We start from the raw sequence: 16,938 nt of genomic DNA, 5'->3' as shown, positions 1-16,938 counted from the left end.
CACCCATGACCGCCCCCACCCTGCCCGCGGCCGAACCCGCCGGACCCGCCGGACCCGTGGACCCGGCCGCGTTCGACCTGACCGACCCGCAGACCTTCGACGACAACGACCCGCACGAGATGTGGCGGCCGCTGCGCGCGCACCACCCCGTCTTCTGGCACGCCCCCCGGGACGGCAAGCCCGGCTTCTGGGTCCTGACCAAGTACGACGACATCATGGCCGCCTACCGCGACAACAAGCGGTACACCTCCGAGCGGGGCAACGTCCTGAGCACCCTGCTGCTCGGCGAGGACTCCGCCGCGGGCAAGATGCTCGCCGTCACCGACGGCCCGCGCCACCGCGAGATCCGCAACCTGATGATGAAGTCCTTCTCACCGCGGGTCCTGGCCCCCGTCGTGGAGAACGTCCAGAACCTCACCGACCGCCTGATCTCCGAGGCCGTCGAGGAGGGCGAGGTCGACTTCGTCACCGCCGTCGCCGACCGGATCCCGATCCACACCATCGGCGACCTCATGGGCATCCCCGCCGGGGACCGCGAACAGCTCGTGGACTGGAACGCCCAGACCCTGTCCCGGTACAGCGCCGACGACGGCGAAGAGGTCTCGCTGATGGCGCGCAACGAGATCATCCTCTACATCTCCGGCCTGATGGCCGAACGCCGCCGCAACCCCGGCGACGACGTCCTCAGCACCCTGGCCACCGCCACCGTCGACGGCGAGCCGCTCACCGAAGAGGAGATCATCTACAACGCCTACAGCCTGATCCTGGGCGGCGACGAGTCCAGCCGTGCCACCGCGTCCGGCATCGTCCACGCCTTCAGCCAGTACGGCGACCAGTGGCGCCGGCTGAAGAACGCCGAGGTCACCCTGGAGAGCGCCACCGAGGAGGTGATGCGCTGGACCACCCCCACGATGCACTTCGGCCGGCACGCCCTGGTCGACATCCCGATCCGCGACCACGTCGTCAGGGCCGGGGAGATCGTCACCCTGTGGAACAGCTCGGCCAACTTCGACGAGGACGTCTTCGCCGACCCGTACACCTTCGACCTGGGCCGCACTCCCAACAAGCACGTCAGCTTCGGCCACGGCCCGCACTTCTGCCTCGGCGCCTACCTCGGCCGCGTCCACATGATCTCCATGCTGGAGTCGCTGCGCACCCGGGTCGCCGGCATCGAACTCCTCGCCCCGCCCACCCGCCTCTTCTCCAACTTCGCCAACGGCCACGCCACCCTCCGGGTCCGCCTCACCCCCGAGCCCCGCACCTGAGCCCCCCGCACGGCGAAGGCCCTCCCGGTCCGCGGACCGGGAGGGCCTTTCCGCATGAGGTGCGGTCAGCGGCTGGGGGTCAGCAGGGCGGTCCTGGTGAGGGTGTGGAGGTCGGAGGCGAGGGCGCGGGCCACCTCCGGCTCCTGGGACTGGAGGTAGAAGTGGCCGCCCTCGAAGAAGCGGACCGTGAACTCCGCCGAGGTGTGCTCGCTCCACCGCAGCAGGCCCTCGCGCGGAACGTTGTGGTCCTGCGCCCCCGAGTAGGCGTAGAGCGGGCAGGACACCCGGGTGCCCGCCGCACCGCGGTAGCTCTCCGCAGCCTTGAAGTCCGCGCGCAGCGAGGGCAGTACGGCCGACATCAGGTCCTTGTCGGCGAGCAGTTCCGGCGGGGTGCCGGCCAGGTCGGAGATCGACGAGGCGAGGTCCTCGTCCGCCAGCAGGGACAGGCCGCGGCTCAGGTGGATCGCGGCCGCCGGCCGGCCCGACACGATCACGCCGACCGGTGCGCGGTCCGGGTGCAGGCGCTCCAGCCGCAGCGCCACCTCGTAGGCGACGAGCGAGCCGAGGCTGTGCCCGAACAGTACGAGCGGGCGGTGCGGGCGGGGGAGGAGGGCCTCGACGACCCGGTCCGCCATCTCGCCGATGTCGTCGACGCACGCCTCGCCGAGCCGGTCCTGGCGGCCCGGGTACTGCACGTTGAGCACCTCGGCGGCGCCGGCCAGGGCCTGCGACAGCGTGTAGTAGCCCGTCGCCGAGCCGCCCGCGTGGGGGAGGACGACCAGCGTCGGCCCCTCCGCCGGCGGCCGGTGGTACTGGCGCAGCCAGCCCGTCGGGTCGGCACCGGGTCCGTAGGGTCGCTTCATCGCAGATCTCCGTTCGCGAGGACGTGCGGGCCGACGTCCGCGAGGGACGCGCAGCCGGTGAGGGCCAGGGCCAGCCCGAGGTCGGTGAGCAGGCAGCGCAGGACGTGCTCGACGCCGCGCCGGCCGTCGAGGCCGAGCCCGTACACGTACGGCCGGCCGTACAGGACCGCGTCCGCGCCCAGGGCCAGCGCCTTGAGCACGTCGCTGCCGGTCCGGACCCCGGAGTCCATCAGCACCGGTACCTCCGGGCCGACGGCCGCACGCACCGCGGGTAGGGACTCCAGGGCGGACACGCTGCCGTCGAGCTGGCGGCCGCCGTGCGTGGAGACGACCACGCCGTCCGCGCCGTGCTCCAGCGCCAGCCGGGCGTCGTCCGGGTGCAGGATCCCCTTGACCAGGATCGGCAGCCGGGTCAGCCCGCGCAGCCGGGCCAGGTCCTCCCAGGTCAGCGTGGGGTCGGTGGAGATCTGCGCCCACCGCAGGACGGCGGCGGTGGCGTCCGCGTCCGCCGGCAGCCCGGCCCGGAAGGCGGGATCGCCGGTGAAGTTGGCGATGCCCGTCCCGCGCAGGAACGGCGAGTACCCGCTGTCGAGTTCCGCCGGGCGGAAGCCGAGGTGGGTGGCGTCCACGGTGACGACGATCGCGCCGTAGCCGCTCGCCTCGGCCCGCCGCACCAGCGACGCGCCCACCGCCCGGTCCGAGGGCAGGTACAGCTGGAACCAGCGCGGGTGGTCGCCCGCCGCCTCGGCCACCTCCTCCAGCGTGCGCGAGGCGAACGTCGACAGCACCATCGGCACGCCGGTCGCCGCCGCGGCCCGCGCCGTGGCCGACTCGCCCTCCGGATGGGCCACCTGCTGCGCGGCCAGCGGAGCCAGCAGGACCGGGGAGGGCAGCCGCTGCCCGAACAGCGTCACCGAGGTGTCGGCCCGGCGCGTGCCGCGCAGCATCCGCGGCACCAGCCGCAGCCGGTCGAAGGCGGCCCTGTTCGCCCGGCCCGTCGCCCCGGACCCGGCCGTGCCCGACACGTACGCGAAGGCCTCCGGGGCCATCACCCGGCCCGCCGCGGCCTCCAGCGCCGTCAGGTCGGTCGTCAGCCGAGGGGGCCGGCCCGCGAGGCCCTCCAGCATGAGCTCCCGCACCAGGTCGGCGAGGGGCTCGGGATCCGGCGCCCCGGCCCCCTCCGCCCGGGCCAGGTCCCCGCGGATCCGCTCCGTGACCGGCAGCGCGCTCTCCGCGGGCCGTTCGAGGAGCGCGAAATGCCCGCCGGACAGCGTCACCACCTCGTGCCCGCGCACGGTGTGCCGGGCCCAGCCGGCCATCTGCGCCGGGGAGTTCTTCGGGTCCGCCGTGGCCAGCAGCACCGTGACGGGGGCCGCCACGGCGGTGTCCTGTGCACAGCTGTGGCGCAGCAGCGCGCGGTGGTCGGCGCGCAGCAGCCGCAGGATCTCGGCGGCGATCTCCGGGTCGGCCAGCAGCGGTTCGGGAATACCCCCGAGCCGCCGCAGCCCGGCGACGAGTTCCGCGTCGCCGACGAGGGCCAGGTCGGGCTCCTCCCAGTCCTGCGCCGGCGGCCGGGCCGCCGACACGAACAGCCGCGCCGCGGCCCCGCCTTGCGCCTCCAGCAGCCGGGCCGTCTCGAAGGCGACGAGCGCCCCCATGCTGTGGCCCAGCAGGAACAGAGGCCGGTCGTCGGGCGAAGCGGCGAGGGCGCCGGCCACGCCGGCGGCCAGCTCGGCGAGGTCCCGCGCGCAGGGTTCGCCGCGCCGGTCCTGGCGGCCGGGGTACTGGACGGCGAGCAGCTCGACGTCCTCGGGCAGCGCGGCCGACAGGCCCACGAACGCGTTCGCGGCGCCGCCCGCGTGCGGGAAGCACACCAGGCGGGCGGCGGCCGACGCGCGGGGGTGGTAGCTGCGCAGCCACCGGGACGGGCCGGCGGCCCCGGCCGGTGAAACCGGGGCGGCCGTCGGGGTGTTGGTCATGCCCACGCGGAGTGATCCTCCTTCATAGAACCCAGTTCGGTCAGCAGCTCGCGCAGCCGCTCGCTCACCGCGGCGCCCTGCGCCGGGCTCAGGGGCCGGTCGGCCACCGCGGCCTCCAGCCGGGCGATGTCGGCGAGCAGCGCCACGGTGACGCCGGCGTCGTCGCCGGAGGCCGCGGTCGTGGCGGCCGGGGTCCCGGCCGGGTCCGGGGCCGGCTCCGCGGCCGGCTCCGGGAGCTGCTCGCGCAGGTGGACCACCAGCTCGGCCGGGGTCGGCCAGTCGTAGATGAACGTGGCGGGCAGCCGGACCCCCGTCGCCGCCGCCAGCCGGTTGCGCAGCTCCACCGCGGTCAGCGAGTCGAAGCCGAGCCGGTCGAAGGCTCCGTCCCGGTCCACGGCAGCGCCGGAGCCGTGGCCCAGTACGGCCGCGACCTCGTGGAGCACGGAGTCCAGCAGCCGGTCCCCGGTCGGTGAGGCGTCCTCGGCCGGATCCGCCGCCCGGGCCTGCGCCTGCGCGGCAGCCGCCGCCACGGGCACGGGCGCCGCCGGCAGCAGACCCCGCAGCAGCGGCGGCACCGCCGCACCCTGTCCGACCGCGGCCCGCAGCCCGTCGAGGTCCCAGCGCGCGGCCACCGCCACCGGACGGTCGCGGCGCACCGCGGCGTCCAGCAGGTCGAGCCCCTGCTCGGAGGTGATCGGGGCCACGCCCACCCGGGCCATACGGGCTACGTCCGCGCCGGTCAGACCGGCGCCCATGCCGCCGGCCCCCTCCCACAGGCCCCACACCACGGAGACGCCCGGACGGCCCACCGCACGACGCTGCTCCATCAGCCCGTCGAGGAAGGCGTTCCCGGCCGCGTACCCGGCCTGCCCGGGGGCGCTGAGCGTGCCCGCGAGGGAGGAGAAGGCGACGAACGCGTCCAGCCCGAGGGGCTCGGTCAGCTCGTGCAGGTTGAGCGCCGCGTCCACCTTGGGACGCAGGGTCCGCTCCAGGCTCCCGGCGGTCAGCGAGGTCACCAGGCCGTCGTCCAGGACGCCCGCCGCGTGCACGACCCCGCCGACGCGGACCCCGTCGCCGGCCAGCTCGGCCAGGGCGCGGGCCAGCGCGTCCCGGTCGGCCGCGTCGCAGGCCACCGTACGGACGTCCGCGCCCAGGTCGCGCAGTGCGGCCACGTCCCGGGCGGCGTCCTCGCCGGGCAGCCCGCGGCCCATCAGGACCAGCTGCCGTATCCCGTGCCGGGCGACCAGGTGGCGGGCGGCGAGCCGGCCCAGCCAGCCGAGACCACCGGTGACCAGGACGGCCCGGGAGGTGTCCCAGCGCTCGTCCTCGTCCGCCAGGTCCAGGACGACCTTGCCGATGTGCCGCGCCTCGCTCAGGTGGCGGAAGGCGTCCGGCGCCCGGCGCAGGTCCCAGACCGCCACCGGCGGGGCCTGGAGCGCGCCCTGCTCGAACAGGGCGAGGAGTTCGGCGAAGATCTCCTGGATCCGGTCCGGCCCCGGGTCGCGCACGTCGTACGTCCGGTACACCACCCCCGGGTGCGCGGCCGCCACCTCGGCGGGCTCGCGCCGGTCGGTCTTGCCCATCTCCAGGAACCGGCCGCCGCGCGGCAGCAGGCGCAGCGAGGCGTCCGCGAACTCCCCGGCGAGGGAGTTGAGCACCACGTCCACGCCCCGGCCCCCGGTCGCGTCGAGGAACTCCCGCTCGAAGTCCAGGGTGCGGGAGGAGGCGATGTGCCCGTCCGCCACCCCGGCGCCGCGCAGGGCGTGCCACTTGGCGGGGCTCGCGGTGGAGTACACCTCGGCGCCGAGGTGGCGGGCGATCTGGAGGGCCGCCGTACCGACGCCGCCGGCGCCCGCGTGCACGAGTACCGACTCGCCCGCGCGCAGGCCCGCCAGGTCCACCAGTCCGTAGTAGGCCGTCAGATAGGTGACGGGGACCGCGGCCGCCTGCCGGAAGGACCAGCCCTCGGGGACCCGGGAGACGAACCGGCGGTCGGTGACCGACGTCGGGCCGATGCCGTGGAACAGGCCCATCACCCGGTCGCCGGGCTTGAGGTCGGTGACCCCGGCACCCACTTCGAGGACCGTGCCGGCGCCCTCGCCGCCCTGCCCCGAACCGCCCGCGTGCCCGTCGACGGAGGCCGGGATGACCCCGAGGGAGAGCAGGACGTCGCGGAAGTTCAGGCCCGCGACCCGCATCCGGACCCGCACCTGCCCCGCCTCCAGCGGGGCGGCCGCCTCCGGCCACGGCTTCAGGGCCAGGTTCGCGAACGTCCCCTTGGCCACGTAGTCGAGGTGCCAGTGCGGGGTGTCGGCGGGCGGGACCAGCAGCTGCTCCGGCCGGTCCGCGCCGAGCACGGGACGGAAGGCGGTGCCGCCGCGCAGGGCCAGCTGGGGCTCGCCGCCGGCCAGCGCCGCCGCGACGGCCCGCCGGGACGCGGGGGTGCCGTCCTCGTCGAGCACCGCGAACCGGTCGGGGTGCTCGGCCTGCGCGGAACGCAGCAGGCCCCACACGGCGCGGTGGGACAGCTCGCCGGGCTGCTGCTCGCCGCCCAGGGTGACGGCGCCCCGGGTGAGGACCGCCAGCCGGGTTCCGGCCAGCCGCTCGTCCGCGACCAGCAGCCGGACCGTGTCGAGGACCCGGTGCAGGGCCGTGCGCACGGCCGCGGCGCCGCCGTCCGGCGCGCCGCCGCCCTCTGGGAGCGGGCACGGCAGCAGGAGCAGCGCGGGAGCGTCCGCCCCGGCGGCCAGCGTCGCCAGCAGCTCGTCGGTGCCGGACAGGGCCCCGCCCAGGCCGAGTTCGTGCGCGTGCTCGTACGGGCCGAGCAGGGTCCAGCGGTGCGTGGCGGGGGTGGCGGGCAGCTCGCCCCACTCCTCCCACACCGGCCACAGCAGGCCGTCGCCGGAGCCCGCCGGGGCCTGCGGGGCGCCGGCCGGGAGCGGGCGCAGCACCAGCGAACCGATCGAGGCCACGGCCCGGCCCGAGTCGTCCGCGACGTCGATGCCGACCGCGTTCGCCCCGCCGGGCGCGAGCCGGACCCGCAGGCGCGGGCCGCTCCGGCCGTACGTGCGCACGCCGGACCAGGCGTACGGCAGGAACGTGCGCCCGTCGTCGCCGTCGGCCCCGTCGACCAGGCCGCCGAGCGCGATCGGGTGCAGTGCCGCGTCGAGCAGCGCCGGGTGGATCCCGTGGCCGTCCGCTGCCGTCCCGGCCCCGGCGGGGAGCGCGACCTCGGCGAAGACCTCCGGCCCGCGCCGCCACACGGCCCGTACCCCGCGGAAGACCGGGCCGTAGCCGAGGCCCTTGGCGCCGAGGACCGAGTAGAGGTCCGCGACCGGGCCCGGGACCGGCTCGGCGCCGCGCGGCGGCCACACCCCGGCCCAGTCCCCGCCCGCTTCGGCGGCGGGATCCGGCGTCCGCGTCCGCCCGGCCCCGTCCGGCAGGACCGTGCCGTGGGCGTGGCGGGACCAGCCCCGCCCGTCGGCGTCGTCCTCGGGCCGGGAATGGACGGACACGGCCCGGCGCCCGGAGCCGTCGCCGTCGTCCGGTGCGGCCACGGACACCCGCAGCCGGACCTCGCCCTCCTCGGGCACCACCAGGGGCGCCTCCAGCACCAGTTCCTCCACCAGGGCGCAGCCCGCCTCCCGGGCGGCGCGCGCCACCAGGTCGAGCAGGCCGGTCCCGGGCAGCAGCACCCGGCCGCCCACGCGGTGGTCGGCCAGCCACGGGTGGCGGCCCAGGGAGAGCCGCCCGGTCAGCAACAGGCCCTCACTGTCGGGCAGTTCGACGCAGGCGCTCAGCATCGGGTGGTCCACCGCGACCAGCCCGGCCGACCGCACGTCCCCGGCCGCCGCTGCCGCGGGCCGGTCGATCCAGTACGGGCGGTGCTGGAAGGCGTACGTGGGCAGCTCCACCCGGCGGGCCCCGCGGTCCGCGAACACGGCGGCCCAGTCCACCCCACCACCGCAGGCGTGCAGCCGCGCGACCGCCGTGAGCAGCGCGGTCACCTCCGGCAGGCGCCGCCGCAGCGACGGGATCAGCGTGTGGCGGGCCGGACGCCCCCGGCCCCCGTCCTCCAGGCACTCCGCGGCCATCGACGTCAGGTCGGTGCCCGGCCCCACCTCCACGAACCGGGCACAGCCCAGCTCGGCGAGGGCGGCCACCCCGTCCCGGAAGCGGACGGCGTGCCGCGCGTGCCGCACCCAGTACTCCGGGTCGGCGAGCTCGTCCGCGCCCACGGGCCGGCCGGTCAGGTCGGAGACGAGCGCGAGCTGCGGCTCCTTGAAGACCAGCCGCGCCACGACGGACCGCAGCTCCTCAAGGGCGGGTGCCATCAGCGGGGAGTGGAAGGCGTGGCTGACGCGCAGCCAGGTGGCCTTCCCGCCGGCCGCCTCGAAGCCGGCGACCACACCCGCCAGGGCGTCCCGGTCGCCCGAGAGCACCGTGGCGGCCGGCCCGTTCACCGCGGCCAGCGAGACCAGCTCCTCGTGGCCGGCGAGCAGGGCCACCGCCTCCGCCTCGGAGGCGCGCAGGGCCACCATCGCCCCGCCCGACGGCAGCCGCTCCATGATCCGGCCGCGTACGGCGGCCAGTTCGGCCGCGTCCGCCAGCGACAGCGCCCCGGCCGTGTGCACCGCCGCGAGCGCGCCCACGGAGTGCCCGAGCACGGCGTCGGGCCGGATCCCCCAGGACTCCAGCAGCCGGAACAGCGCCACCTCGAAGGCGAAGACCGCCGGCTGCGTCCAGCCGGTCCGGTGCAGCAGGGCGCCCTCGGGGCTGTCCTCGGCCGCGAGGACCACGTCCCGCAGCGGCCGTTCCAGGTGCGGGTCCAGGGCCGCGCACACCTCGTCGAACGCGGCCGCGTACACCGGGAACGCCTCGTACAGCTCCTGGCCCATCCGGGCCCGCTGGGCGCCCTGGCCGGCGAACAGGAACGCGGTGCGGCCCTCGGCCGCGGTCGCCCGGACCACGTCCGCACCGGGCACGCCGTCGGCCAGCGCCCGCAGCCCGTCGAGCAGTTCGTCGCGGTCCTCGGGCAGCAGCACCGCACGGTGCCGCAGGTGCCCGCGGGTGGTGGCGAGGGAGAAGCCGACGTCCGCGAGCCCGTCGCCGTCGGCCTCGGTCAGGTGCCGGTACAGCCGGTCGGCCTGCGCCCGCAGCGCGGGCTCCCCGGCCGCCGACAGCACCACCGGTACGGGCGCCGTAGCGGCCCCGCGCCCGGCCGGGGCCGCGACCGGCGCCGCCTGCGGCTCCGGCGCCTGCTCCAGGATGACGTGCGCGTTGGTGCCGCTGATGCCGAAGGAGGACACCGCGGCCCGGCGCGGCCGCTCGCCCCGCCCGGGCCACGGGATCGTCTCGGTCAGCAGCGACACGGCGCCGCCCGACCAGTCCACGTGCGGGGTGGCCTCGTCCACGTGCAGGGTCCGGGGCAGCAGCCCCTCCCGCAGGGCCATGGTCATCTTGATGACACCGCCGACCCCGGCCGCCGCCTGCGTGTGCCCGATGTTGGACTTCAGGGAGCCCAGGTGCAGCGGCCGGTCGGCCGGGCGCCCGCTGCCGTACGTCGCCAGCAGCGCCTGCGCCTCGATCGGATCGCCCAGCGACGTGCCCGTCCCGTGCGCCTCCACCGCGTCGACGTCGGCGGGGGTGAGCCCGGCCGCGTCCAGGGCCCGGCGGATGAGCTGCTCCTGCGCGGGACCGCTGGGCGCGGTCAGGCCGTTGCTCGCACCGTCCTGGTTGACGGCCGAGCCGCGCACCACCGCCAGTACCGGGTGTCCGTTGCGGCGGGCGTCGGAGAGCCGTTCGACCAGCAGCAGACCGGCGCCCTCGGCCCAGCCGGTGCCGTCCGCCGAGGCGGAGAACGCCTTGCACCGGCCGTCGGGCGCGAGCCCCCGCTGCCGGCTGAACTCCACGAACGGCATCGGCGTCGCCATCACCGTGGCGCCGCCGACCAGGGCCATCGAGGACTCGCCGCTGCGCAGCGAGGCGCACGCCAGGTGCAGGGCGACGAGGGAGGAGGAGCAGGCCGTGTCGACGGTGATGGCCGGGCCCTCCAGCCCGAAGGTGTAGGACAGCCGCCCGGAGGCGACGCTGCCGGCGCCGCCGACGCTCAGGAAGCCCTCGTACTCCTCGGGGGCGGGGGAGAAGCGGTTCATGTAGTCGGCGTACATGGTGCCGACGAACACGCCCGTCCGGCTGCCGCGCAGGGTCGCCGGGTCGATGCCCGCGTGCTCGAAGGCCTCCCACGCCGTCTCCAGCAGCAGGCGCTGCTGCGGGTCGATGCTGTGCGCCTCGCGCGGCGCGACGCCGAAGAACTCCGCGTCGAACTGTGCGGCCCCGTAGAGGAATCCGCCCTCCCGCGCGTACGAGGTGTGCGGCCGGTCCGGGTCGGGGTCGTACAGCTCCGCCAGGTCCCAGCCCCGGTCGGCGGGGAACGGGCCCACGGCGTCCACCTCGTCGGTGGTCAGCCGCCACAGGTCCTGGGGGGAACGGACGCCACCCGGGTAGCGGCAGGCCATGCCGACGATCGCGATCGGCTCTACCTCGCGTTCCCTGGTGCGGGCGTGGTCGGCCCTGAGCCGCTCGTTCTCCTTCAGCGCGGCCCGCAACGCCTCGACGACCTGCTGCTGGGTTGTGGAAGCCATCCTGTTCTCTCCGTACTTCCCTGTCGGGGTCTGGGTGTGGGTCTGGTTGCCCGCCCCGGGTCCGGAACGCGTCCGGACCCGGGGCGGTGGTGTCTTCCTCAGCTCTGGCCCAGGGCCAGGCGGACCAGGTCGTCGGCGCTCATCGAGTCCAGCGCGCTCTCACCCCCGCTCCGGTCCCCGTTCGCGCCGTCCGCCGGTCCGGCGGCGTCCGGGGCCCGCCCGGGGGTGTCCTGCGCCGGGGCCTCGGGTACGAGCGCACCCCGCAGCCGGTCCGCCAGGGCGCCCGGCGTCGGGTGGTCGAAGACGAGCGTGGGCGGCAGCTTGACGCCCGTCGCGGCCGTCAGCCGGTTGCGCAGCTCGACCGCGGTGAGGGAGTCGAAGCCGAGGTCCTGGAACCGGCCGTCGGCCGGCACCCGCTCGCCGTCCGAGTGGCCCAGTACGGCGGCCACTTCGGCGCGTACCGCCGAGAGCAGGATGTGGTGGTGCTCCCGCCGGGGCGCCCGCGCCAGCCGCTCCCGCAGACCGGCCGCGGTGCCGCGGGCCGCCGCTCCCGCGGAGCCCCCGGGGCGGCGGGCCGGGGCCAGCCCGCGCAGCAGGAACGCGACCGCGTCCGGATCCGCCGCCCGCAGGTCGAGGCGGGCCGCCGTCAGGACCGGGGCGCCGGAGGCGACGGCCGCGTCGAACAGCGCCAGACCGTCCTCCGCTGACAGCGCCCCGATTCCGGAGCGGGCCAGACGCTTCAGGTCCGCCGCACCCAGGTCCCCGGTCAGCGTGCTCTCCTGCGCCCACAGCCCCCAGGCCAGGGACACGGCCGGCAGCCCCTCGGCACGACGCCGGTGGGCGAGGGCGTCCAGGAAGGCGTTGGCCGCCGCGTAGTTGCCCTGGCCCGCTGAGCCCAGCGTCCCGGCGAGGGAGGAGAAGAGGACGAAGGCCGACAGGTCCATGCCCAGGTCCCGGGTCAGCTCGTGCAGGTGGAGGGCGGCGTCGGCCTTGGGCCGCAGCACCCCTTCCATCCGCTCCGCGGTGAGCCCCGCCAGGACCGTGTCGTCGGTGACGCCCGCCGCGTGCACGACCGCGGTCAGCGGCCGGTCCGCGGGTACGGCGGCCAGCAGGGCGGCCAGCGCCGCCCGGTCACCGGTGTCGCAGGCGGCGACGGTCACCTCCGCGCCCAGGGACGCCAGTTCGGCCGTGAACTCCTCCGCGCCCGGGGTCGCCGCACCGCGCCGGCCGGTCAGCAGCAGCCGGCCCACGCCGTGCTGCTTGACCAGGTGCCGGGCCAGCAGCCGGCCCAGGGTGCCCAGACCGCCGGTGACCAGGACATGGCTGTCCGCTCCGAAGACCGCCGGGGCGTCGCCGGCCGGGCCGGCGGGCCGGTGCCCGCGCAGGGCCGGCGCCGCCGCCCGCCCGGCCCGCAGGGCGAGCTGAGGCTGCGCCGAGGCCAGGGCCCGGGGGAGGGCGCGTACGGACTCGGGCCGCCCGTCGGTGTCGACCAGGACGAACCGGCCGGGCTGCTCGGACTGCGCGGAGCGGACCAGGCCCCAGACCGCCGCCAGGGCGGGATCGGGGCGTTCGGTGTCCGAGACCGCGACCGCGCCCCGGGTGAGGACGGCGAGCCGGGAGTCCGCGAACCGCTCGTCCGCCAGCCAGACCTGCGCCAGTTCGAGGACGTCGAGCACGGCCCGCCCGCCGGCGTCCGGCACGGCCGCCAGGACCACGGCCGGGACGGGGGCCCCGCCGTCGACCGCCGCCCGCAGCGCCTCCGGCCCCGGGTAGGTGCGTACGGCCACGCCGGCCGCCCGTACGGCGTCGGTGGCGGCCGCGTCGTCGCCGAGCACCGCCCACGGGCCGGCCGGTACGGCCGTCAGCGCCCGCAGCGGTGACCAGTGGAGGTCGAACAACCCCGCCCCGTGGACCGGTCCGGCGGCGGCGGCCGCGTCCGCCGCCCGGAGCTCGCGCACCGCGAGGCCGCCGGCCGTGAACACCGGGACGCCCGTCTCGTCCGCGATCAGCAGCGAGTGGACGTCGCCCGTCCCCCGCCGCAGGCGGACCCGGAGCCGCGCCGCGCCGGAAGCCCGCAGGGCCAACGCGCTCCACGCGAAGGGCACCACCAGCCGGTCCCCGGCGCCGGGCCCGACCAGGGCCGTGTGCAGGGCGGCGTCGAGGGCGGCGGGGTGGAGGGCGAAGCCGCCGGTACCGGCGCCGCTGCCCGTGGTGTCGGGGAGGGTGATCTCGGCATAGACGTCGGTGCCGTGCTTCCAGGCCCTGCGCAGCCCCTGGAAGGCGGGCCCGTAGGCGTATCCGCGTTCGGCGAGCCGGGGGTAGAGGCCGTCGACGGGAATCTCGGTGGCGCCCGGCGGCGGCCAGACGGCGAGGTCGGGTTCCTCGCCGGCCGGCGCCGGAACGTCCTCGGCCAGCAGGCCGGAGGCATGCCGTACCCAGGCGCCGTCCGGGGTGCCCTCCGGCCGGGAGTGCAGGGCCAGGGGCCGCGTCCCGTCGTCACCGGCCGCGCCCACCATGAGCTGCAGGGCGACGCGTCCGTCGAGCGGCAGCGGCAGCGGCTGTTCGAGCGTGAGCTCGGCGACCTCCGCGGCTCCCGTCCGTCCGGCCGCGTACAGGGCGAGCTCGGCGACGGCCGCACCGGGCAGCAGCGGCCGGCCCAGGACGACGTGCTCCGAGAGCCACGGGTGGACCTCGAAATCGAAGGTGCCGGTGAACAACCACCCCTGGCCGCCCGCGAGTTCCACCGCGCCGTCCAGCAGCGGATGCCCGCCGGCCGGCTTCGGTGCCACGGGGGCAGCCGGTGCGCTCAGCCAGTAGCTGTCGCGCTGGTACGGGTACGTGGGCAGGGCGACGGACCGGCCGCCGGGCAGGAACCCGTCCCACCGCACGTCCCGGCCCCGTACGTGGACCTCGGCGAGCGCCGCCGCCAGGGTCGCCCCCTCGGGACGGCCCGTGCGCAGCAGCGGAACCGCGGTGACCGGCTGCCGTCCGGCCTCCGGCTCCCCGGAGGCCAGGACCGTACGGACCATCGCGGTGAGTACGGGGTCGGGGCCGAGTTCGAGGTAGGTGGTGGTGTTCTGGCTGTGGAGGTATTGGACGGCGTCGTTGAAGCGGACGGTGTGGCGGAGGTGCTGGACCCAGTAGTCGGGGTCGGTGAGTTGTTCGGTGGTGGCGGGCTCTCCGGTGAGGTTGGAGATGAGGGGGATGGTGGGGGCGTGGTAGGTGAGGGTGGCGGCGGTGGCGCGGAAGTCGTCGAGGATGCCGTCCATGTGGGGGGAGTGGAAGGCGTGGCTGACGTTGAGCTGTTTGGTGCGTCGGCCGTTGTTGCGCCAGGTCGCGGCGAGTTGGTGGGCTGCGTCGTGGTCGCCGGTGATGACGGTGGAGTGGGGGGTGTTGACCGCGGCGATGTCGAGGTGTCCGTGGTGGGTGGGGAGGGTGTCGCGTATCTCGGTTTCGGTGGCTTCGATGGCGATCATGGCGCCGCCGGAGGGTGCGGATTGCATGAGGCGGCCGCGGGCGGCGACGAGTTTGCAGGCGTCGTCGAGGGAGAGGACTCCGCCGACGTGCGCGGCGGTGAGCTCACCCACCGAGTGACCGAGGAGGTGGTCGGGGGTCAGGCCGTAGTGCTCCACCAGCCGGAACAACGCCACCCCGACGGCGAACAGCGCGGGCTGCGTGTACTGCGTCCGGTCGAGGAGCGCGGCCTGCTCGCTCCCCTCATCGGCGAGGATCAGCTCCTTGAGCGACCGGCCCAGGTGGACGTCCATCCGTGCGCAGACCTCGTCCAGGGCGCGTGCGTAGACGGGGTGGGTCGCGTACAGCTCACGGCCCATGCCGGCACGCTGACTGCCCTGCCCGGTGAACAGGAAGGCCAGACCGCCGCTGCCGGCCGCCCGCTCCGGGTCCCCGGTCACCAGCTGCGGCGCGGACGCGCCGCGGGCTAGCGCGTCCAGGCCGGCCAGCAGGGCGGCCGGGTCGTCGGCGAGGACGACGGCACGGTCCGGGAGCGCGGCCCGCGTGGTGGCCAGGGCGTGGGCGATGTCCAGGTGCGCGAGGCCGAAGCCGCCCTCCGTGTCGGCCTCGGCTGCCGACCGCCGCAGTAGCGCCGCCTGGGCGCGCAGGCCGTCCGTACCGCGGCCGGAGACCACCCACGGCAGCGGGTCGGGCACAGTCGTCCCGCGTGCGGGTTCGGGCGCGGTGGCGGAGGCCTGTTCGAGGACGACGTGGGCGTTGGTGCCGCTGATCCCGAAGGAGGAGACCGCCGACCGGCGGGGCCGGTCGGCCTCCGGCCACGGGGTGCGCTCGGTCAGCAGCGAGACCGCGCCGCTCGACCAGTCCACGTGCGGGGTCGGGGCGTCGACGTGGAGGGTGCGGGGGAGGATGCCGTGGCGCATGGCCATGACCATTTTGATGACGCCGCCGACGCCTGCGGCGGCCTGGGAGTGGCCGATGTTGGATTTGAGCGAGCCGAGGTGCAGGGGGCGTTCGGTGTCGCGGTCCTGTCCGTAGGTGTTGAGGATGGCCTGGGCTTCGATGGGGTCGCCGAGGGTGGTGCCGGTGCCGTGGGCTTCGACGGCGTCGACGTCTGCGGCCGTGAGGCCGGCGGCGGCCAGCGCCTCGCGGATGACGCGTTCCTGGGAGGGGCCGTTGGGGGCGGTGAGGCCGTTGCTGGCGCCGTCCTGGTTGACGGCCGAGCCGCGGACGACGGCCAGTACGGGGTGTCCGTTGCGGCGGGCGTCGGAGAGCCGCTCCAGGAGCAGCACACCCACACCCTCGCTCCACGTCGTCCCGTCCGCCGACGCGGAGAACGACTTCACCCTGCCGTCGGGCGCGAGCCCGCGCTGACGGCTGAACTCCACGAAGGGCCGCGGAGTGGCCATCACGGTGGCGCCGCCCGCCACGGCCAGGCTGCACTCGCCCTGGCGCAGGGCCTGGGCGGCCAGGTGCAGGGCGACGAGGGAGGAGGAGCAGGCCGTGTCGACGGTGATGGCCGGGCCCTCCAGCCCGAAGGTGTAGGACAGCCGCCCGGAGGCGACGCTGCCGGCACTGCCCGTGCTCAGGTAGCCCTCGTACTCGACCGGTACGGAGGACAGCCGGGAGGCGTAGTCGTCGTACATGGTGCCGACGAACACACCGGTCCGGCTGCCGCGCAGGGTGGCCGGGTCGATGCCCGCATGCTCGAAGCTCTCCCAGGCGGTCTCCAGCAGCAGGCGCTGCTGCGGGTCGATCGCGTACGCCTCGCGCGGGCTGATCCCGAAGAACTCCGCGTCGAACCGGTCGGCGTCGTAGAGGAAACCGCCGTGCCGGGTGTAGCTCTTGCCGGCCCGTGCGGGGTCCGGGTCGTAGAGACCGTCGACGTCCCAGTCGCGGTTGGTGGGGAAGGGGCCGATGGCGTCGGTGCCGTCGGCGACGAGCCGCCACAGGTCGTCGGGGGAGCGGGTGTCACCGGGATACCGGCAGGCCATCCCGACGATCACGACCGGGTCGTCCTGACCGACGCCGGAACCCGCCCCGGCTCCGTTCGCCGCCTGCTGCACGGACCGTGCCGCGGCCTCCCCGGCGATCTTGCCGAGCTCGGCGACGACGAAGTCGGCGAGCGCGCCGGGGGTGGGGTGATCGAACACGGCGGTCGCGGGAACGGCGAGGCCGCTGTCCGAGGCCAGCCGGCGTCGCAGCTCCATGCCGGTCAGCGAGTCCATGCCCAACTGGATGAACGGGCCGCTGTCGTTGACGGCGGAGGGTCCCGCGAGACCGAGGACGGCCGCCACCGTGGCCCGTACGAGTTCCAGGGCGGCCCGGCGGCGGTCACCGGGCGCGAGAGCTGCAGTGCGCTCGGCCCACGAGGACGCGGCAGTCGTGGCGGCCCGGCGGCGCGGCGCGCGGACCAGGGTGCGCAGCAGCGCCGGCGCGGCCCCGTCCGGGGCGCGCAGCGCCCGGCGGTCCAACTCGATCGGTACCAGCGCCGGTTGTCCGGCACCGAGAGCGGCGTCGAACAGCTCCATGCCGCGCTCGGGGGTCAGCGCGAGGATGCCCTTGTCGGCCCACCGCTTCATGTCGGCGTCCGAGAACTGGGCGGCCATGCTGCCGGTGCTCGTGTCCCAGAGTCCCCAGGCGAGGCTGGTGGCGGGGAGGTTGTGGTGGTGGCGGTGGTGGGCGAGTGCGTCGAGGTAGGTGTTGGCGGCGGCGT

General features: G+C 76.1%; 5 protein-coding genes. 1 reads left to right on the top strand and 4 read right to left on the bottom strand.

Annotation, left to right across the window (positions count from 1 at the left end):
- Positions 1 to 5: 5 nt before the first annotated feature.
- The gene (locus tag AB0O53_RS20095; RefSeq protein WP_350994135.1) at positions 6 to 1,265 is read left to right on the top strand and encodes a cytochrome P450; all 1,260 of its coding nucleotides are present in this window, start codon (positions 6 to 8) and stop codon (positions 1,263 to 1,265) included.
- Positions 1,266 to 1,330: 65 nt separating this feature from the next.
- Here AB0O53_RS20095 and AB0O53_RS20090 read toward each other — a convergent pair whose 3' ends face one another.
- The 4 genes from AB0O53_RS20090 to AB0O53_RS20075 form a co-directional block, all read right to left on the bottom strand.
- Complete coding sequence (locus tag AB0O53_RS20090; protein ID WP_350994133.1) at positions 1,331 to 2,128, bottom strand: thioesterase II family protein; 798 nt, start codon at positions 2,126 to 2,128, stop codon at positions 1,331 to 1,333.
- Positions 2,125 to 4,107, bottom strand: coding sequence for an alpha/beta fold hydrolase (locus AB0O53_RS20085; protein WP_365197135.1), 1,983 nt, complete (start codon positions 4,105 to 4,107; stop codon positions 2,125 to 2,127). Before AB0O53_RS20085 ends, AB0O53_RS20090 begins: the two co-directional genes overlap by 4 nt.
- A complete protein-coding gene (locus AB0O53_RS20080; protein ID WP_365197133.1) occupies positions 4,104 to 10,751 on the bottom strand; it encodes an SDR family NAD(P)-dependent oxidoreductase in 6,648 nt (2,215 codons plus the stop codon). The genes AB0O53_RS20085 and AB0O53_RS20080 overlap by 4 nt, the downstream gene beginning before the upstream one ends.
- A 98-nt stretch (positions 10,752 to 10,849) precedes the next feature.
- The coding region (locus AB0O53_RS20075; RefSeq protein WP_365197130.1) for an SDR family NAD(P)-dependent oxidoreductase at positions 10,850 to 16,938 on the bottom strand (6,089 nt) is incomplete at its 5' end.

Origin of the sequence: Streptomyces erythrochromogenes (assembly GCF_040684695.1) — a bacterium.
Taxonomy (GTDB): domain Bacteria; phylum Actinomycetota; class Actinomycetes; order Streptomycetales; family Streptomycetaceae; genus Streptomyces; species Streptomyces erythrochromogenes_C.
The sequence above is the reverse complement of the archived record's forward strand: the minus strand, read 5'-3'. Positions and strand labels throughout refer to the sequence as shown.